Annotated in this window: 11 protein-coding genes and 1 pseudogene; 10 read left to right on the forward strand and 2 right to left on the reverse strand. The window is 46.3% G+C overall.

What is annotated here, in order from left to right; translation table 11 throughout:
* Positions 1-45 precede the first annotated feature (45 nt).
* Both AB4Z17_RS13970 and AB4Z17_RS13975 read left to right on the forward strand, forming a co-directional pair.
* Positions 46-2,340, forward strand: coding sequence for a chondroitinase-B domain-containing protein (locus AB4Z17_RS13970; RefSeq protein WP_441960329.1), 2,295 nt, complete (start codon positions 46-48; stop codon positions 2,338-2,340).
* 206 nt (positions 2,341-2,546) lie between these two features.
* Positions 2,547-3,515 (forward strand): glycoside hydrolase family protein, encoded by a 969-nt coding sequence (locus AB4Z17_RS13975; protein WP_441960331.1) that lies wholly within the window; start codon positions 2,547-2,549, stop codon positions 3,513-3,515.
* Positions 3,516-3,751: 236 nt separating this feature from the next.
* Here the strand turns inward: AB4Z17_RS13975 and AB4Z17_RS13980 are convergent.
* Together AB4Z17_RS13980 and AB4Z17_RS13985 are read right to left on the reverse strand one after the other, a co-directional pair.
* Positions 3,752-3,973: pseudogene (locus AB4Z17_RS13980) on the reverse strand (stage V sporulation protein R); the annotation flags it as partial.
* A 106-nt stretch (positions 3,974-4,079) separates the two neighbouring features.
* Positions 4,080-5,786, reverse strand: coding sequence for an RICIN domain-containing protein (locus AB4Z17_RS13985; RefSeq protein WP_441960332.1), 1,707 nt, complete (start codon positions 5,784-5,786; stop codon positions 4,080-4,082).
* A gap of 376 nt (positions 5,787-6,162) precedes the next feature.
* On the opposite strand from AB4Z17_RS13985, the gene AB4Z17_RS13990 reads away from it, so the two are divergent.
* From AB4Z17_RS13990 to AB4Z17_RS14025, 8 genes are all read left to right on the forward strand, one after another.
* Positions 6,163-6,957, forward strand: a complete 795-nt coding sequence (locus AB4Z17_RS13990; RefSeq protein ID WP_441960334.1) for an alpha/beta hydrolase — start codon at positions 6,163-6,165, stop codon at positions 6,955-6,957.
* 366 nt (positions 6,958-7,323) lie between these two features.
* The gene (locus AB4Z17_RS13995) at positions 7,324-8,232 is read left to right on the forward strand and encodes an ABC transporter permease (protein WP_441910305.1); all 909 of its coding nucleotides are present in this window, start codon (positions 7,324-7,326) and stop codon (positions 8,230-8,232) included.
* A 14-nt stretch (positions 8,233-8,246) separates the two neighbouring features.
* Positions 8,247-9,161: a carbohydrate ABC transporter permease gene (locus AB4Z17_RS14000; protein ID WP_441960335.1), complete on the forward strand. Its 915-nt coding sequence runs from the start codon at positions 8,247-8,249 to the stop codon at positions 9,159-9,161.
* 62 nt (positions 9,162-9,223) lie between these two features.
* Positions 9,224-10,816 (forward strand): ABC transporter substrate-binding protein, encoded by a 1,593-nt coding sequence (locus tag AB4Z17_RS14005; RefSeq protein ID WP_441910303.1) that lies wholly within the window; start codon positions 9,224-9,226, stop codon positions 10,814-10,816.
* Positions 10,817-10,896: 80 nt separating this feature from the next.
* Positions 10,897-12,633, forward strand: a complete 1,737-nt coding sequence (locus AB4Z17_RS14010; protein WP_441960337.1) for a sensor histidine kinase — start codon at positions 10,897-10,899, stop codon at positions 12,631-12,633.
* Between the two features lie 7 nt (positions 12,634-12,640).
* On the forward strand, positions 12,641-14,263 hold the full coding sequence (locus AB4Z17_RS14015; protein ID WP_441960339.1) for a response regulator transcription factor: 1,623 nt from the start codon (positions 12,641-12,643) through the stop codon (positions 14,261-14,263).
* 398 nt (positions 14,264-14,661) lie between these two features.
* Complete coding sequence (locus tag AB4Z17_RS14020; RefSeq protein ID WP_441960341.1) at positions 14,662-16,293, forward strand: ABC transporter ATP-binding protein; 1,632 nt, start codon at positions 14,662-14,664, stop codon at positions 16,291-16,293.
* Positions 16,280-17,504: ATP-binding cassette domain-containing protein (locus AB4Z17_RS14025; RefSeq protein ID WP_441960343.1), on the forward strand; the 1,225-nt coding region annotated here is incomplete at its 3' end. The genes AB4Z17_RS14020 and AB4Z17_RS14025, both read left to right, overlap by 14 nt.

The following is a 17,504-nucleotide window of genomic DNA, read 5'->3' on the forward strand; positions in this document are numbered from 1 at the left end:
AATGATTCAATAACCATCAATTCATAACGGAAAGGAAGAAGAATTATGGGAACCAAAAGTATGACATGTTTGATTTTACTCTGTATGCTAGTTGCGTTAATGCCAGGAGCGGCGAGTGCGGCCGATGCGAAGTTCACAATTGGCAGCTCCGGCGTGACGGCGAGTGGACATGACGGCAATTTTCCGGCCAACACGGTGGACGGCGATTTCGCCACACGTTGGTCAGTGAATGGCGACGGGCAATGGATTCAGTACGATTTGGGCGTAAACCGCAAAGTGTCTTCCATTAAAATTGCATTTTTGAATGGGGCAAGCCGCACCTCTACTTTTGATATTTTAACGTCTACGGATGGTTCCGCCTTCACGACCGTCAGCAGCGGAGTTGTGAGCAGCCTTGTGGAAGGCCTGCAAACATTCGATTTTCCGGATGTCGATCCTGCCCGCTATGTGCGGGTCGTTGGGCATGGCAATTCCTCCAACCTGTGGAACAGCTATACCGAAGTTGAACTGTACGGCGCCGCGAGCGGCCCTTCGCCGGGTGCAAGCAAGCTGGCGGTTACCGTACCGCAGCTTATGGCTAGTGGAGATGACGGCAATATCGTCGCGAATACAATCGATGGCGATCTCGGTACCCGCTGGGCAGCGAGTGGCGACGGGGAGTGGGTCCAATACGGCCTTGGTTCGAGCAAGCGGGTGGAATACGTGAAGATCGCCTTCACCAACGGGGCGGAGCGAACTTTCAGCTTTGATATCCAGACTTCCTATGATGGCTACAACTTCAGCACAGCACTTTCGGGAGCGGTCAGCAGTCTGAGCAACAGCTTGCAGACATTTGATTTTGCCGATGTGGCCCCTGTACGCTACGTTCGTATTGTTGGCCACGGCAACTCGGTGAACGCATGGAACAGCTTCGCAGAGGTCGAAATTTATGGCAGCGATTCAAGCGGCAGCGGTAGCGAAGGGATGGTCGTCGAAGTTAGCACTTCCACGCAGCTCACTGCCGAGCTTGCAAATGCTACAGCGGGTAAAACGATCGTACTGGCAAACGGCACGTATTCGCGTACAAGCCCGTTTGCTGTTCAGAACAAAAACGRCACGGCCAATGCGCCAATCGTTATTAAGGCGAAAAACCGCGGCCAAGCTATCATCTCGGGAGCGTCGGGCTTCCGCGTCGAGAACTCCTCGCATGTGGTGATGGACGGATTAAAGTTTACGAACACAAGCAATAGCGCAGTGGTGCTCGAAGGCTCGCACCATGTGCGACTGACCCGTAATACATTTGCGCTGCCAAGCTCAGGCGGCGGCCTGATGTGGCTGCAAGTGCGGGGCACGAACAGCCATCATAACCGCATAGACCGGAACGACTTCGGAATGAAGAGCGACACCGAACCGCTGATCGCTTACGAAGGACAGGATGGCTCAGGGCAAATTTCGCAATACGATATTATCGAATACAACTATTTCCATGATGTAGGCCCATGGGTAGCCAACGGCAAAGAGACGATCCGTCTCGGCTTGTCCGGTCTAACGCTCTCCCACGGCTATAATACGATACAATATAATGTATTTCAGAATTGCGACGGCGAGCCGGAAATTGTTTCGGTCAAGAGCAGCAGCAATACGGTGCGCTTCAATACATTCCTCACGTCCAAGGGCAGCCTAACGCTGCGGCACGGCCATAACAACAGCGTATATGGCAACTTCTTCCTCGGGGACGGCGTCGAGTCGGATCAGGAAGGCATCCGGATGTTCGGCAATGACCATAAGATTTATAACAACTACTTCGAGAATTTGACAGGCGAAGCAATCTACTTGCCAAACGGCGATTTCGACGGAGGTACTGGAGGATCACCTCCAAGCCCGACGGTAGAACAATTGCGCAAACAGTGGAAAGTTTACCGGGCGCTTATCGTCAACAATACGATTGTAAACAGCACAACCGGCATCGTCATTGGATCGGGCAAAGCGTATGCTCCGCAGGATTCCGTCGTGGCGAACAATATCGTGCGCAACAGCACCGGCACGCTTTATTACGAGGCGGCGACAACGAATACGCTGTTCCAGAGCAACATCGGGTTTGGCAGCACCATTAGCAACCTATCGCGCAGCTCGGGGCAGATCCGAAATATCAATCCGCAGCTCACTACGGTGAGCGGCATCCAGAAGCTGACCGCGAGCAGCCCGGCGATTGACGCCGCTGTAGGGACACACGCGTTCGTGCAGGCGGATATGGATGGCCAAATGCGGGCGACAACGGATGTGGGGGCGGATGAATATTCTAGCGCGCCGCTGCTGAATCGCCCGCTAGCGGCCGGCGATGTGGGGCTGAATACGCCTTAGGTTGATTGATGAGCAAGCATGCCGGCGGTCGGTCCGCCGGCATGCTATGTCGATCCATAGCTGTGTGAAGAATGCCGGTTATACACTTCATGCGAAAGGATGGGAGACCATGGTTCGCAGCAATTATAGAGCAGTGGGAAAAGGCGAGGTGACACTACATGCATACTAACATAATGCTGCCGGCTCCGCGTGGCGGCGGCTTCCGAATGGAAGGTTATTGGATATGGTGTGGTTCAGTCGTGCAGGGCGAGGACGGCAAATTCCATATGTTTGCCTCGCGCTGGCCGAAGACTCTGCCGATGCACCCTGGCTGGATGACGGCTTCGGAGATTGTCAGGGCGGACTCGGATACGCCCGAGGGACCATACCAATTCCGCGAGGTGGCGCTCCCGGCGAGGGGAGCGCAATATTGGGACGGACGGTGCACGCACAACCCCCATATCGTTAAGCACAACAACAAATATTTACTTTATTATACGGGCTCGACCCATCCGCTGGGCGATCCGGAGCCGCCCGAAAATTTCGGGTTAACCGATCCGCAATGCATCGTGGCGCGGGCGAACAAACGGGTAGGCCTGGCTATCGCAGACAGCGTATTCGGCCCTTGGTACAGAGCAGATGAACCGATATTGCCAACACGTCCCGGCCGATTCGATAGCTTTCTGACATCCAATCCGGCTCCGTGTGTCCGGGAGGACGGTTCCGTGCTGCTGATCTACAAGGCACGAAGCTACGAAGGCAACCTGCATGGCGGCATGACGATTGGCGTCGCGTATGCAGATCACTATGAGGGACCATACCGGGTGCTGAGCTGCGAGCCGGTGTTTCCCCCGGAGTCGTTCCATATCGAGGACCCGTTCATCTGGCAAACAGCGAAAGGATACCATTTGATCGCCAAAGATATGGAAGGGCGTCTATGTGGTGAAAAATACGGCGGCATCTACGCGGGGTCTCCAGACGGGCTGAAATGGACCTTGCATGGACAGCCGCAAAGCTATTCCCGGACGGTACGCTATGATGATGGAACAGTGCAGACGCTGGGAAATCTGGAGCGGCCATTCCTACTTTTCCAGAACGGCAAGCCGACTCATCTGTTCGCTGCCGTCTCGGACGGCAGCGACGGTTTTATGGATGCTTCCGATACATGGAACATGGTAATACCTTTAAAGCAATGATACACGGGGGAGTTTACGTTGAGCAGCTGCGTGGCGTCAAGCGAGCGCTAAGCGGCTATGACGAATAACCGCTGCACTGAATTGATCAAAATGTAGTATGTTATCAATATTGGTATATGACAAAATTGCATATAAGAGTGATACAGAAAACCCGATCCAATGAGATCGGGTTTTCTGTAACATCTTAAAATATGATTTCTTTTCAAAACAGAGTTATGAATCACTATCCACTTGTCTCAAACAAACTTCCGACTCGTTTTCATCCCATCACAGCGAAACACAATCTTTTTATCCTCAACAAATGTCTCCAGGTGAGCGTTCTTCCCCCAGAGCTGAACGACATGGAGAAGCGTGCGCTCCACATACTTCAGATCCTTAACCATTAATCTAGGGAAACCACCGTTTACTTTCGAATAAACAAGCAGATCGCGAATTTTCTTCCATGACTTATCGGTTATAAGCGAGCACATGGGCGACGATAAGTCTGCTTTGACTTAGAGATTCATAACCGGGGGTCAGTCCCGTCTATCCCCCTTTAGGATGCCTTTTTTGTTCCTCTTGCTGCTAGTTAATCTGTACCAGCTGCCATTGCTGATTGAGATCGCCGCGGTATAAGTTTTGCTGAATATTCGCGCCATCAGCCGTGGAGGAGCCGGTGACCTCTACCGCTTTGTTGCTATTCACATTCAAGATGCTCCAGTAACCGTTGCTGAGCTTGATCAATCGGAACTGCTGCGCGGTATTGGAGAGATCCTGCATAAGCTGAATCGCTTCCCCGTTGTTTTTTGTCCCGTTACGAACATCCATGACTTTGTTGTCGGTTGAGCTTACGCTTCGCAATTTGTAATAGTTATTGTAGCTGCCTTGATCCGTGACGATCCAGCGCTGAGCTGTCGTATTATTGTCTGCCCGCTGTTGAAGCTGCAACGCGTTAGTATTCTGGCCGCCTGGAACCTCGAGTATTTTACCCGAAGTACGGTTGACGAGCTTGTAAGTTGCGCCATTCGTGACTCCATTCCATATACCATTCCAAGGATTGAACTGCGCACGTTCATAGTACCATTCGAATATGAATCGGGCCATGCCGTCCCGTGCAGTGTTGCCATCATACATCAATCCGCCTGTTGGGTCTGCAAATGAGCTTCTCGTGCCGGGATTCAACAAAAATCCATTCATATGGACAGCGATGCTCACATTGCCCGCTGCGGTGAAGATCGCTTTGGTATTTTTGCCGAAGCCCGCGTTCGAGCCGTTGAACAGATCCCAGTAGGAAGAGTCTCCCGGTTGGGTCTTGAACCAGGTGGTCTCCGTAATATTAATTGGATAATTATCAGCGCAAGGCTTAATATTGGTATCCCATTGCTGTTGCAAAGGGGTGTAGTCATCATAAGCGCCATAGCCCGGATACCAATGTACGGAATAACCTATATTGTTCAGTGAATCCGTCAATGGATAGGCTGCGCATAGCTGATAGTATTGATCCCAGCCAAGTCCCGATGCCCAGATGACGTTATCTGCGCCTTTGCTGCGAATGGTGGAGATCATGGAGTTTTGAAAATTTCTGAGCGAGTTCCAGTAGGCAATGAAATTGGACTGGGAAGGATGACCGCCCCAGACGCCATTGACATCAGACAGCACGGGCTCGTTAATGAGCTCGAACATAACATTGTCAGCGCTCTTGATTCCTGGCTGATCAGCGAGGTAACCCCAAATCTGATTAAACTTTGCGAGATTGGCAGGGGTTGTTGCTTGGTTGTTGCTTAAAGTGAAATCTAGGCCGAGGGTGACATACAGGCCCTTGGTCTTGGCATAGTTGATATAAGGAATGATGACGTTCTGAGTAACGGCTTGCAGGCCGGCAAAATTGTACGTGCCCGCCGCTACGTCGCCCATGTCTTCCCGGTCAATGAATAGACGTACCTGATTCATATACCATCCATGGTTGTTGCCGTATTTGGCAGAGGTGCTTGTAAAGGTGTCGGTGATATCTTTCAAATACGCTAAGATCGCCGCATGTCGATTCCCGCCATTCTGATTCAGGTAGTAATTGCTGTTCTGGTACGTCCAGTAAGCGCCCGARGGCTGATGCCACCCGCTTAGCAACACGGGCTGTCCACTGCTGTTCACCAATTGGTTGCCGCTTACATGGAGCTTGGACATCGGCATGCCAACCCACGCTTCTGCCTTCTTGCCGCTCAGCAGCATTGGCGACATCACTAGCGCCACAAGCAGCAGAAGCTTCATTGCCAAACCGACTTTCTTTTTAAACATTAATACTCATCTCCTTTTTTTTGTTTTACATATGTGAATTCATGGTAGTACAAGGGTGTGGTGAAGCATACGGCGGATGAGGTACCCAGAGCCGATTAAGAAGTGAAGAATAACGATTCATAACCATTTAGACTTCAGGAGAGGAGAAGATGAAAGAGGTAAATTATTTGTAAAATTAATATGTATGCGCTTACAAAATTGAGTTTACTATTCGTTTGATACTATCAACAACCTGTCTAATTATGGTTCTGAAACCCTTCTAACTCTATCTTTAACGTGCAAGTGATAGTAACAATTGACAGGTTGTTTGTTCATTATGAAACATTTATACTTTTCGCAGTTAAGTAGGCGTAAACAGGAAGGGGAAGGAAAAAGGATGAGTCCAATTCACTATGATTTGCTAAGACGTGCCGTTCCGACCGGGTATGACCAGTACAGGGATGATATTTCCCACGGCAAAATTGAAGCGGTTGAATATTTCTCTAAGACAATAGGAAGCAAGCGCAGAGCGATGATTTACATCCCTCCAGGTTACCCGGATGGTCAAGGGGAATATAACGTTCTTTATTTATTGCATGGTATCGGCGGAGACGAAGAGGAATGGTACAATCATGCGGGTCCGCAAGTGATTCTTGATAATCTGTATGCAGACAATAAGCTTGCGCGCATGATTGTGGTTCTACCTAACGGCCGTGCCATGCAGAACGACCGGGCGGAGGGCAATTTGTTCGACGCGGAGAAATTAAAGGCGTTCGAGGATTTCGAATTCGATTTGCTTAATGATCTCGTCCCTTATGTGGAATCGAACTATACGGTTCTAACGAGGAGAGAGAACCGTGCTCTAGCCGGTTTATCGATGGGAGGAGGACAATCGCTCAATATTGGATTAGGCAATCTAGATCATTTTGCTTGGATTGGAGGATTTTCCTCTGCGCCAAACACGAAGGAACCCGAGCTGCTTGTCCCGAATCCGGAAGATGCGGCGGCTAAGCTGAGTTTGCTCTGGTTGTCATGCGGACTTATGGACAATCTTAAGCATGTCAGCGACCGGACACATGCCTATTTGGAGAGGAACGATGTACCCCATATGTGGTACGAGGAGAGCGGCGGCCACGATTGGCCGGTTTGGAAAAACGATTTATACCATTTTTCCCAACTCATTTTTAGATAGCCTGTCTAGCGACTAATCTCTTAGATGTACACGAGTGAAATAATAAACATGGCATCATGACAATTTGGATTCTCAACAATCGGAGCATCACCTTATTAAGGTGATGCTTTTGTGATGTTTTGTTCCGCTTTTGATTGTAAGACGATACACGAAGAATAGACAACGAGGATGATATTTGGAAATCAGGTTAAGAGGTAACTTTCTAATAAATGAGATCACCTGGGATAGAGAATTCCAATTTCCAACTTCATTATAATAAATCTATCCTATTGAAATAGAGTGAGGTTAAATGCTATGTCCATTCCATCAACTGTAAATTTTTCTGCTAAGCAAGCACATTCACAGCGACAGAGGAGCTACGTCCGTTTGCTGCGGAACATTGTGAAGTATCGCGTGCTGCTGCTTATGCTGCTGCCGACAAGCATCGTTTTTTTCATTAATTGTTATATTCCCATGTTTGGCGTTTTCATTGCTTTCAAGAACATTAACTACATCGATGGAATTATGGGCAGTCCGTGGGCAGGGCTCGACAATTTCCGTTTTCTCTTCGCTACTTCCGATGCGTGGCGAGTAACGATTAATACGGTCGCCTACAATGTTGTCTTTATTGTGACCGGTCTTATTCTCTCCGTTGCGATCGCCATTGCCGTTAATGAGGTACGTGCCAGGCTTGCATCGCGACTCTATCAGACCGTGATGATCATGCCGAATTTTTTGTCTATGGTCGTCGTTAGCTATATCGTGTACGCCTTTCTGCACCCCGAATACGGTTTCCTGGTCAAATACGTTTTGCCTTTGTTCGGACACTCTTCATTTAATGCTTATATGCACCCGGAGGCTTGGCCTTATATTCTGTGGTTAACGAAAATGTGGCATTCCGTCGGCATAGGGAGCGTCATTTACTTGGCAGCAATAACTGGCATCAGCGAGGAGCTGTATGAAGCAGCTGTCATGGATGGAGCCAGCAAGTGGCAGCAGATCATCCGAATTACAATTCCGCTCCTGACTCCCGTGATGGTCATTCTGACAATATTGAATTTGGGCGGCTTATTCCGCTCTGATTTCGGATTATTCTATCATGTTACGCTCGACTCAGGCGCATTGCGCTCCACGACGGATGTCATCGATACGTATGTCTATAGAGGACTGATTCAGCTCAATGACTTGGGAATGTCCTCCGCAGCGAATTTTTACCAATCGGTAGTTGGATTTTTCCTTGTTATCGGAGCAAATAGCCTGGCTCGTAAGCTTAATCGCGACACGGCACTTTTCTAGAATGGAGAATCAAAATGAACAAAGCAACGAACGTTAAACCGTACCAAAAGGTGTCTAAGCTAGCTGCGATATTGCTTCATATGATTTTCATCGCATTCAGTCTCGCTTGCATTTTGCCGATCCTGCTGGTCGTCGCCATCTCGTTTTCAAATGAAAAGCTTCTAACGTTAAAGGGCTACAAGTTCTGGCCTGACGAGTTCGATGGATCTGCATACCACTATCTTTTTGCCAATTCGTCTACTCTCATGAAGGCCTATGGGGTTAGCCTATCTGTTACCTTTATTGGTACTTTGCTGGCAGTGTTGTTAATTGCGTTATATGCGTATCCTATCTTTCGCAAAGATTTTCCGTTTAAAAAAACCTTTAATATTTATCTTTTGATTACGATGCTGTTCTCCGGTGGGCTTGTCCCTTTCTATCTGTTGTACGTCAACTATTTGGATCTGAAGGACACTTATGTCGCGCTTATCCTTCCAGGCCTTTCGAACGCGTTTTATATCTTCATTGCTCGTACATTTTTCCAGCAAACGATACCGGAAGAGATGATTGAATCGGGCAAGCTGGATGGAGCGTCGGAGTGGCGAATTTTTTTCCAGCTTGTGCTTCCCATTTCACTTCCGGTGCTGGCAACCATTGGATTGTTCACGACGCTGATGTATTGGAACGATTGGTTCAACTCCTTGTTGTTCATTAATGATATCGATAAGTTTTCTTTGCAGTATGTGATGATTCAAATGATTCGCCAAGCGGAGTTTTTCAAAAATCAATTGGCGGGGAGTGGAGTAGCACTGCTTGTGCAGCAATCGGTACCAACGGAAAGTCTGCGGATGGCGATGGTAGTCGTCTCCATTGGTCCCATCCTGTTCGTTTATCCATACTTTCAGAAGTACTTTACCAAGGGGCTCACCATTGGAGCTGTCAAAGGTTAATTCGTCTAGCTCTGGCTTAACGGCCGGTTAGAATATATGAAAATTTATAGGGGGTTCAAGAAATGAAGAAAACGAAAGGGTGGGGCATGGCGCTTGCTTGGGTAACCGCGACTATGCTGGTCATGTCAGGCTGCAGCACCAATTCAGGATCATCCGGTTCACCTAATGCAGAACCGCTGTCAACAAGCAAGCCATCCGAGGATATTGGATCAAGCAATCCCGATATATCCACCTACCGCAAGCTCAAAGTATATACGGTAGGCAATTTTCCGCAAAACGACTCCAAGGCAGTTGTAGAAGAAATCAATAAATACTTGAAAGAGAAAATCAACGCCGAAATCGACTTTCAGGGACTGCCTTGGTCTTCCTGGTCTGAGAAGATGGCGCTTGCCTACCAATCCGGAGAGCAAGTAGACTTGACTTTTGCTCCGAACTGGGCAGATTTTTCCAACAACGTAACCAAAGGGGCGTTTCTTCCGCTGGACGATTTGTTGGCCAAATACGGACAAGGGATTATGGAGACGCTGGATCCTCGTTTTCTAGATGGCGGCAAAGTAGATGGGAAAATTTACGCGATCCCAACCAACAAAGAAATCGGCGAGAGCCACACGATTATGTTCAGGAAAGATCTTATTGATAAATACGGGTTTGATATCAACTCCATCAACACACTGGAAGATTTAGAGCCGTGGCTTCAAACCATTAAGGATAAGGAACCCGGCCTTGCACCTATCTGGCTCTCAGGCAGTGGTTCCGATACGCTGAGCTACTTCGACAAAACAAAGCCAAGCATGGAAGAAAACTTCCGTTACGAGCTTGTAGCCGGAGCACCTGCTGGAATCGTATTGGATACAAAGACAGATAAGATGATCATCAGCTCGATGGAGTCCGATGCGGCTATTTACAGGATGAGGCTCTATAGCGACTGGTTCAAAAAGGGTTTCATTAACCAAGATGCCGCAACGACCAAAACGAGCGCCGAAGACGCATTGAAGGCGGGCAAAACTTGGATGAAGTTCGGTTCCGATAAACCCGATTCGGACAAGGAAGATTCCAGCGCCACGGGAATCGAACTCGTCAAGCTTAAAGGGAATGATCCCGAGATCAGTACAGCCAGCGTCAGCAATTCCATGATGGCGATCGGGCGCACATCCGTTGATCCGGAGCGGACAATGATGCTTCTGAACCTTCTCCATACCGACAAACATATTGTAAACCTGATCGATTTCGGTGTGGAAGGACGGCAATATGTCAAGGTGGAGGGCAAGGATAATTTCATTAAGCTGCAAGATGGCATTGCTACCCGTGCGGATACGGGGTGGGCGCCGGGGATCGAGTGGATGTTCGGGAATCAGACCCTCACTTATTTGTGGGAAGGCGAAAGCTCGGACAAATGGGAGAAGTTCAAAGCCTATAACGAAAAAGCTCACAAAGTAAGGTCGTTTGGCTTCAACTTCAATACGGACGCTGTCAAAACAGAGGTGTCCGTCGTCAGCAATATTATCAAGGAATATCGTCCGCTGCTTGAAACGGGCAGCTTGGATGCCGACAAGGTATTGGCAGAATACAACGACAAGCTAAAGGCCAACGGTATCGAGAAAATCCGCGCCGAAGTTCAGAAGCAGTACGATGAGTGGAAGGCGAAGCAGTCATAAGCAGGCAGGGGAAAGACCGAAATGGTCTTTCCCCTTTCGTGCCGCATGGGCGTTCATATACTAGGCAAAGGAGTGGAACTGTGGGACTTTCATTGCAATTTAAAGTAAGCGCACTCGTCCTGCTATTAGTGGCGCCACTTTTTTTCTTTCTTTACTACACCAATATTTATTCCACAAATATTGTTCGCGAGAAAGTAGCGAAATCCGCATCGGACACGTTGACCCTTCATTTAGGCGCTCTTGATGAGCTGCTGGAACAGACCAGTACTTATTTGCTGCGAACGGCAAATGAAAGCATGCTGCTCGAGCTATACTCGGAGAGCGACCCAGACAGTGTAAACTATTATTTATCGATCAGAAAATTAATGGATCAATGGTATAGCGATGTTAGCTACTACTCTATTATTCGCAGTGTATTCGTGTATCATCTTGACCGGGAGGAGCTATTCCTCAGCAGTCAAAAGGAGTATTACGAGGAGAAGGAGGCTATCCGTGCCGGTCTGTCCGCTCGGCTGAAGAAGTTCAAGCTCCCGACGTCCTTGAAGTGGGAAATCATTAACGTCGGCGGCGAGCCGGTCTTATTTAAGGCACTTCCGGATAAAAGCGGAAGGCTGCTCATCGGTGTACTTGTCAGCATTGACTCCTTAGCTCAGCCTCTAATCCGGTTGGAGTCTGTAGAGAGCGACGAGAAAATCGGCATTATATCCAAAGAGGGGCATCTATTGTGGGGGCAATTCGCTAATGAGGATCTTGTCCGAATCCGCAGCCATCTGAACGATCAATCGAATCGCTCTAGCGCTTCTATTCGACTTAGCGACGGCAGCAGCTATTTGTTCGTAGGCAAACCGTCTCTTTTTTCGGATCTCAACGTTTTCATTTTATTGGACGAAGAATTGCTGCTGGACGAGCTGCCTCTGTTCCAACGCGTAATTAAGGTCATTCCCATAGCGGTAGTTGTCATTCTAGTTGTATTGTTCTTTCTATTAAGCCGGCTTGTATTTAAACCCATTAAGCAGTTGGCAAGCGGGATGCGCATACTTGGCAAGGGACAGCTGGATTACCGTTTAAAGGAAGAGAAATCCAAGGAGTTCCAACTGATTACACAACAGTTCAATCGGATGGCTGAACAAATTGGTAATCTAAAAATCTTCGTATATGAAGAGCAAATGAAAGTGCAGCAAGCCGAACTTAAGCATCTTCAGGCCCAGATTAATCCCCATTTTTTCATGAATTCCTTAAATATCGTTTTCCATCTTGTAGAGCTTCAGAAGTATTCGCTGATTAAAAAGATGATCAGCCACCTCGTCTCCTATTTCCGGTTCATCATGAGCACCAACGATGCGTGGATTACGCTTGTTAGCGAATTTAATCATATCCGAAACTACCTGGAAATCCAAATGGTTATGTACCCGAACAAGCTGAGTTTTCACGAACGGGTGCCCAAGGAACTTGAGAACGTCCTTGTGCCGCCATTGCTTGTACAACCGTTCGTGGAGAATGCTATGAAGCATGGATTTATTAATAATGCCAAGCATTTTGAAGTCAACGTCACGGTAAGTAAAGAAACGAGTAAAGAAGGGGATTCATGCATGGCCATCGAAATCCGCGACTCTGGACCTGGATTCTCCGAGCAGCAATTGGTCATGCTTAACCTTGGCTTATATGAAAAAGAGCCCACAGACCGTCAACTGGGGATATGGAATGTGCGCAGACGCTTGATTATGTTCTATGATGGACGCGCGAATATAGCCTTCAGCAATGATCCACAGGGCGGCGGAATAGTGAATATCAAATTGCCTATGCAAAGGAGGCTTTGATCATCGTATGTATAGAATCTTAATTGTTGATGACCAATATTTTGCTTTGCTCGGTTTGCAGCAAGGCGTGAACTGGAGCGTGCTGGGCGTTACGCACATTAGTTTGGCGGAGAACGTGGATCATGCGTTGAAGGTGCTAAGGAACACTACTATTGATTTGCTAATTTGCGATATCGAAATGCCGGGGAGCAGCGGTTTGGATTTGTTGGCCTGGGTGGAGCAGCATTCGCCGTACACTTTGACGATTATGCTTACTTGTCATGCGGACTTTGAGTACGCCCAGCGCGCCATCCATCATGGAGCGTTCCATTATTTGCTGAAGCCGGTCGATTATGAGCAGTTGAAGAAAGTGGCGGGCGATGCTTTTGCAGAGATAGGAAGGCAAAAAGAACAAAAAAAGTTTGAAGCTCTGATGCAGGACTATCGAAGAAAATGGGAACATCAGCTGCCTATATTGGTTGAACGCTTCTGGCAGGACATCCTTAGTCAGCGGGCATCACTGCTCCCGGACTCGCTGCAAAGATCCGCACAAACTTGTGGGTTGTCGATGAAGCCTGATGATCGTTATATCCTGGTTCTGTTTGGACTTGAGCAATGGAAAGATAATCTGAGCGCGCGGGATGAAGCCATTATGGAATACGCGCTTCGCAATTTGGCTGGAGAACTGCTTCTGCTAGAGCTGGAAGGTGTTGTATTTCAGGATCATACAGGGCTCAATCTGGCGATCGTATATGTGAGAAGTGAAGAAACTTCTATTAGCAGCGTGCTTAATCACAATTGCCGTCAGTTTCTGAACGAGTGCGAACGGCTTCTTCAATGCTCCTTATCTATTTATATTAGCCCGACGGTAGTATTACCGGAGATCGTTAGCGCCTACACGTATGTGACAGAGAGAGAGCAGCACAATTTAACACGCTCCCGGCAAGTATTCATGCCTGCCTCTACTCCTATGGAAAAAAGCATGAATCAATTGCAGGCTGTAGCTCCACTAAGCTTATTTGCGGAGTGGTCCACTATTATGGAGCTTGGTGAGTTAGAAGAGCTGGATCGCCGCGTGAAGCAATGGTTCTGGAGTAATGAAGGAAATACATGGACAAAGGAATCTCATCATCAGTTTATCCACGGTATCCTCTTCATTATTCACACCATATTGGCCCAAAAAGGCTTATCTATTCACAAGTCGGCCGAATTAAAGAGCTTGATAGATAAGGAAAGCTATCCCAAGCACTCGGATGCCCTGCAACAATGGACGAGATGCTGCCTGAAGGCAACCRTACGACTTCTCACGGTAAGCAACAAAGTATCTTCTGCTGTGGTTACCAAGATTAGACATTACATTCGTTCACGATTGAACCAGGAGATTACCCGGGAGGAAATGGCTGCCCATGTCTATCTGAACCCGGCGTATTTATCCAGATTGTTCAAGAAGGAGACCGGGTTATCTTTGTCGGATGCCATTATTCAGGAACGAATCCAAGAGGCCAAACGATTGCTGGAAGAAACCGAATACAAAATTACAGACATTGCAGAGCGTATAGGTTATACCAGCTTAGGAAGCTTTTCGAACTTGTTCAAAAGAATTGTCAGCGTAACGCCACAGCAATATCGAGCACGGAAAAAACGGGATTAATTGAAAAACCGTTTTCTCTATTTCTATTAATAACTCACAATACATAGGTTTTGTGGGGTTGTTTCCCATTCTTCCCTGTTGTACATTTTTAATTACTAATTTATTTTGAGAAGCTTTTCTCAAAAGGCTGATTACATGCTCTTTACGATACAGAGAGGAAAAAAACGACCTTGGAAAAGATAAACCTTACATTTCAACATATTAAAGTGATTATTGCCAATAACTTATTTGTGTTCAGATTAGCTTGGAGTATGCACCCACAGAGAGTGCTGGCGGATTTTGCAGTTCAAGCCGGTAGAATGATTGGCAATGTGTTTTTTTCTGTATATTTCATGAAGTACCTCATTGAGTCTATTTCAATCGAAAGGGACTTTCAGCAAATTATCCATTTCATAATTATGACGTTAGTGTTGATACTTGCTTTAATTTTACTGGACAATTGGTATGAAATTCGCTTCAAACCCTTAAGTGATCTCAAGTTATATGAGAAGCTGTATCTCATTCTCTTTCGGAAGGCAGCATCCGTAGAATTGAAATGTTTTGAGGATTATGAGTTTTATAACAAGTATACAAAAGCCATTCAAGAAGCCGATCAAAGAGTCAGCGCTGTTCTTGAAAATCTCTCAAGGGTGATATTCGTATCGCTCGCAACGATTAGCATATTTGCCGTGATGTACGCCATTGACCCATGGGTGGTATGGTTTGCTTTATTGCCTATTTTCGGAAATTTTTATTTTGGAAAAAAGCTTAACCGAATTCAGTTTCAGCAAAATAATGAACGGGTACCCTATCAACGAAAAATGGATTATGTCAACCGTGTCATCTATTTATCCCACTTTGCCAAGGAAATCCGTCTGTCCCGCATATTTTCAGTTCTGAGAAACACCTATATAGAAGGGTATGACGGTGCCATTTCGGTCGTTCATAAGTATCGAGTCAAAGCAGGAGTTGTTTCCTTTTTCAAGATATTTACAACCTTTACACTAATATTCCAAGGGGTTCTGTTGTATGGAGCTTATTTGGCTATTGTCAAGCAGTCGATTTCTATCAGTTCCTTTATCGTTCTGGGAAGCGCAATGGTTGGTGGTGCGTGGTCGCTCATCCGATTGTCTGATAGTTTTGTAGAAATTAATAAAAACGGCATTTACATTGAAAATTTAAAAACCTTTTTAAGCTATGTTTCCGAAATCGAGGAGCATGCCGGTCCAGTTAAAGCAATTGCGCCGCCAATACAGAAATTAACATTTAGGCATATTAACTTTACTTATGATGGGGCAGCTGAGGCTGCTATTCGCGATATTACGATAGAAGTTAATAAGAACGAGAAAATTGCTTTAGTCGGCCATAATGGCGCCGGCAAATCAACGCTAATCAAGCTCATGATGCGATTGTACGATCCTACTGACGGCGAAATATTATGGAATGGCCAAAATATTAAAGAGTTTGATCTCCTGTCATACCGCTCAATGTATGGAACCATATTTCAGGATTTCAAGATTTTTTCGATGACGATTGCAGAGAATGTGCTTATGCGTGATTTGGTTTCCGAAGCAGACCGCAAGCTCGTCATAGATGCTCTCAAGAAAAGCAGAGTTTATGATAAGGTAGCCTCGTTGCCGGAGGGAATAAATACGATGCTCACGAAGGAGTTTGATGAACACGGGGTTGTTTTATCAGGCGGCGAGTTTCAAAAGATTGCGATAGCTAGAATCTTTGCGCAACAGGCTGAAATCCTCGTGCTTGATGAGCCTACGAGCGCGTTGGATCCGATTGCGGAATATGAAATTTTTGAAAGTATGATGGAAGCCTGCAAGGATAAAGCTGTTGTTATTATTTCTCATCGCATGTCCTCAGCTATGCTTGCAGATCGTATTTATTTCATGGAGGATGGCAAAATCAGAGAGTCTGGTTCGCATATGGAATTGATGCAGCTGCAGGGGAAATATGCGGAGCTATTCTTAAAGCAAGCGGAAAAGTATGTTGATCAAGAAGAGTTGGCAGGGGTGGTGAATCTGCATGAAGCCCAATAAGCATAGCTTTACTAGGGTCCTTAAAAATAATTGGTTTATTATGAAATACGGGCTGCGCCATTCCCGCAACTATATCATCTTTACATGCTTGTATGCATGCTTGCAGGAAATCGAAATTTTTATTGAGCATGTCATTTTGATTAAGTTTGTATTCGACAGCGTTCAATATGGAACTTCCTTCTCTACCGTTGCTCTATATATCGGACTTACAATTTTGTTTATCGCAATTTGCTTTGTGCTGGACAGCATCTATTTTCAAAGCGTTGAACCGAAAGGAAAGGAATTGCTGTATCAAAAAATAAGGATGGATCTCTACGAAAAAGCGATTAGCACCGATTTGGCCAACTATGATGATCCTGTTTATTATAATGATTATGTTTGGAGCGCCAATGATGCCCATAATCGAATTGATGCTACGATAAACAACATTAGAAAATTGTGCCGATCCGTCACGGTTATTATAACCTCTATAAGCTTTTTCTTGTTTGTTGACAAGCTTGGTTTGCTATTTGTGCTCGCGTCTTTCATTCTAACGCTGATTGTCAACATGATCGCTAATAAAATCAGGTACAAAATGAGAATGGAGCTTAACGAAAAGGATCGTAAACGAATCTATTTGAAACGCTTGTTTTACTTGGCTGATTACGCGAAGGAATTAAGACTCTATTCCATCAAGGAGAAATTTTTTAGAGATTTCTCCGATACGCATAAAGAAATGCACGGGATTGTTAAAAAACGTTCAAAAAAGCAGTTCTGGTTAAATTTCACCTCAGAGTATTTTTTTAATGAGTTGATTTTGAGTGGCCTGTATGTGACTTATGTTGTCTTTATGACATTAGTGAAAGGAACGTTAAGCTATGGAAGCGCAGTTACACTGTTGAATTCATCTTGGCGTCTAAAAGGCAACATGCAATATATGACGACGCTCATCAGTGAGATGCAAGAAAACAGCTTGTACATCGAGAAGTTAAGAAGTTTCCTGGAGCAAAAGAACGCTCTGAAGGAAGTTGAAGATCCACTGCCTGTGCCGGATAAGTTTACTGGATTAATGCTAAAAGAGTTATCGTTCCAATATGGTCCATCCGGGCCGCGTATTCTTCATCATGTTAATTTCAGCATTAGGCCAGGTGAGAAAATTGCAATCGTTGGTTACAATGGTGCCGGAAAAACGACATTGACGAAGCTAATCATGCGTCTATACGATGCAAGCT

Origin of the sequence: Paenibacillus sp. TAF43_2 (genome assembly GCF_052113545.1) — a bacterium.
Taxonomy (GTDB): domain Bacteria; phylum Bacillota; class Bacilli; order Paenibacillales; family Paenibacillaceae; genus Pristimantibacillus.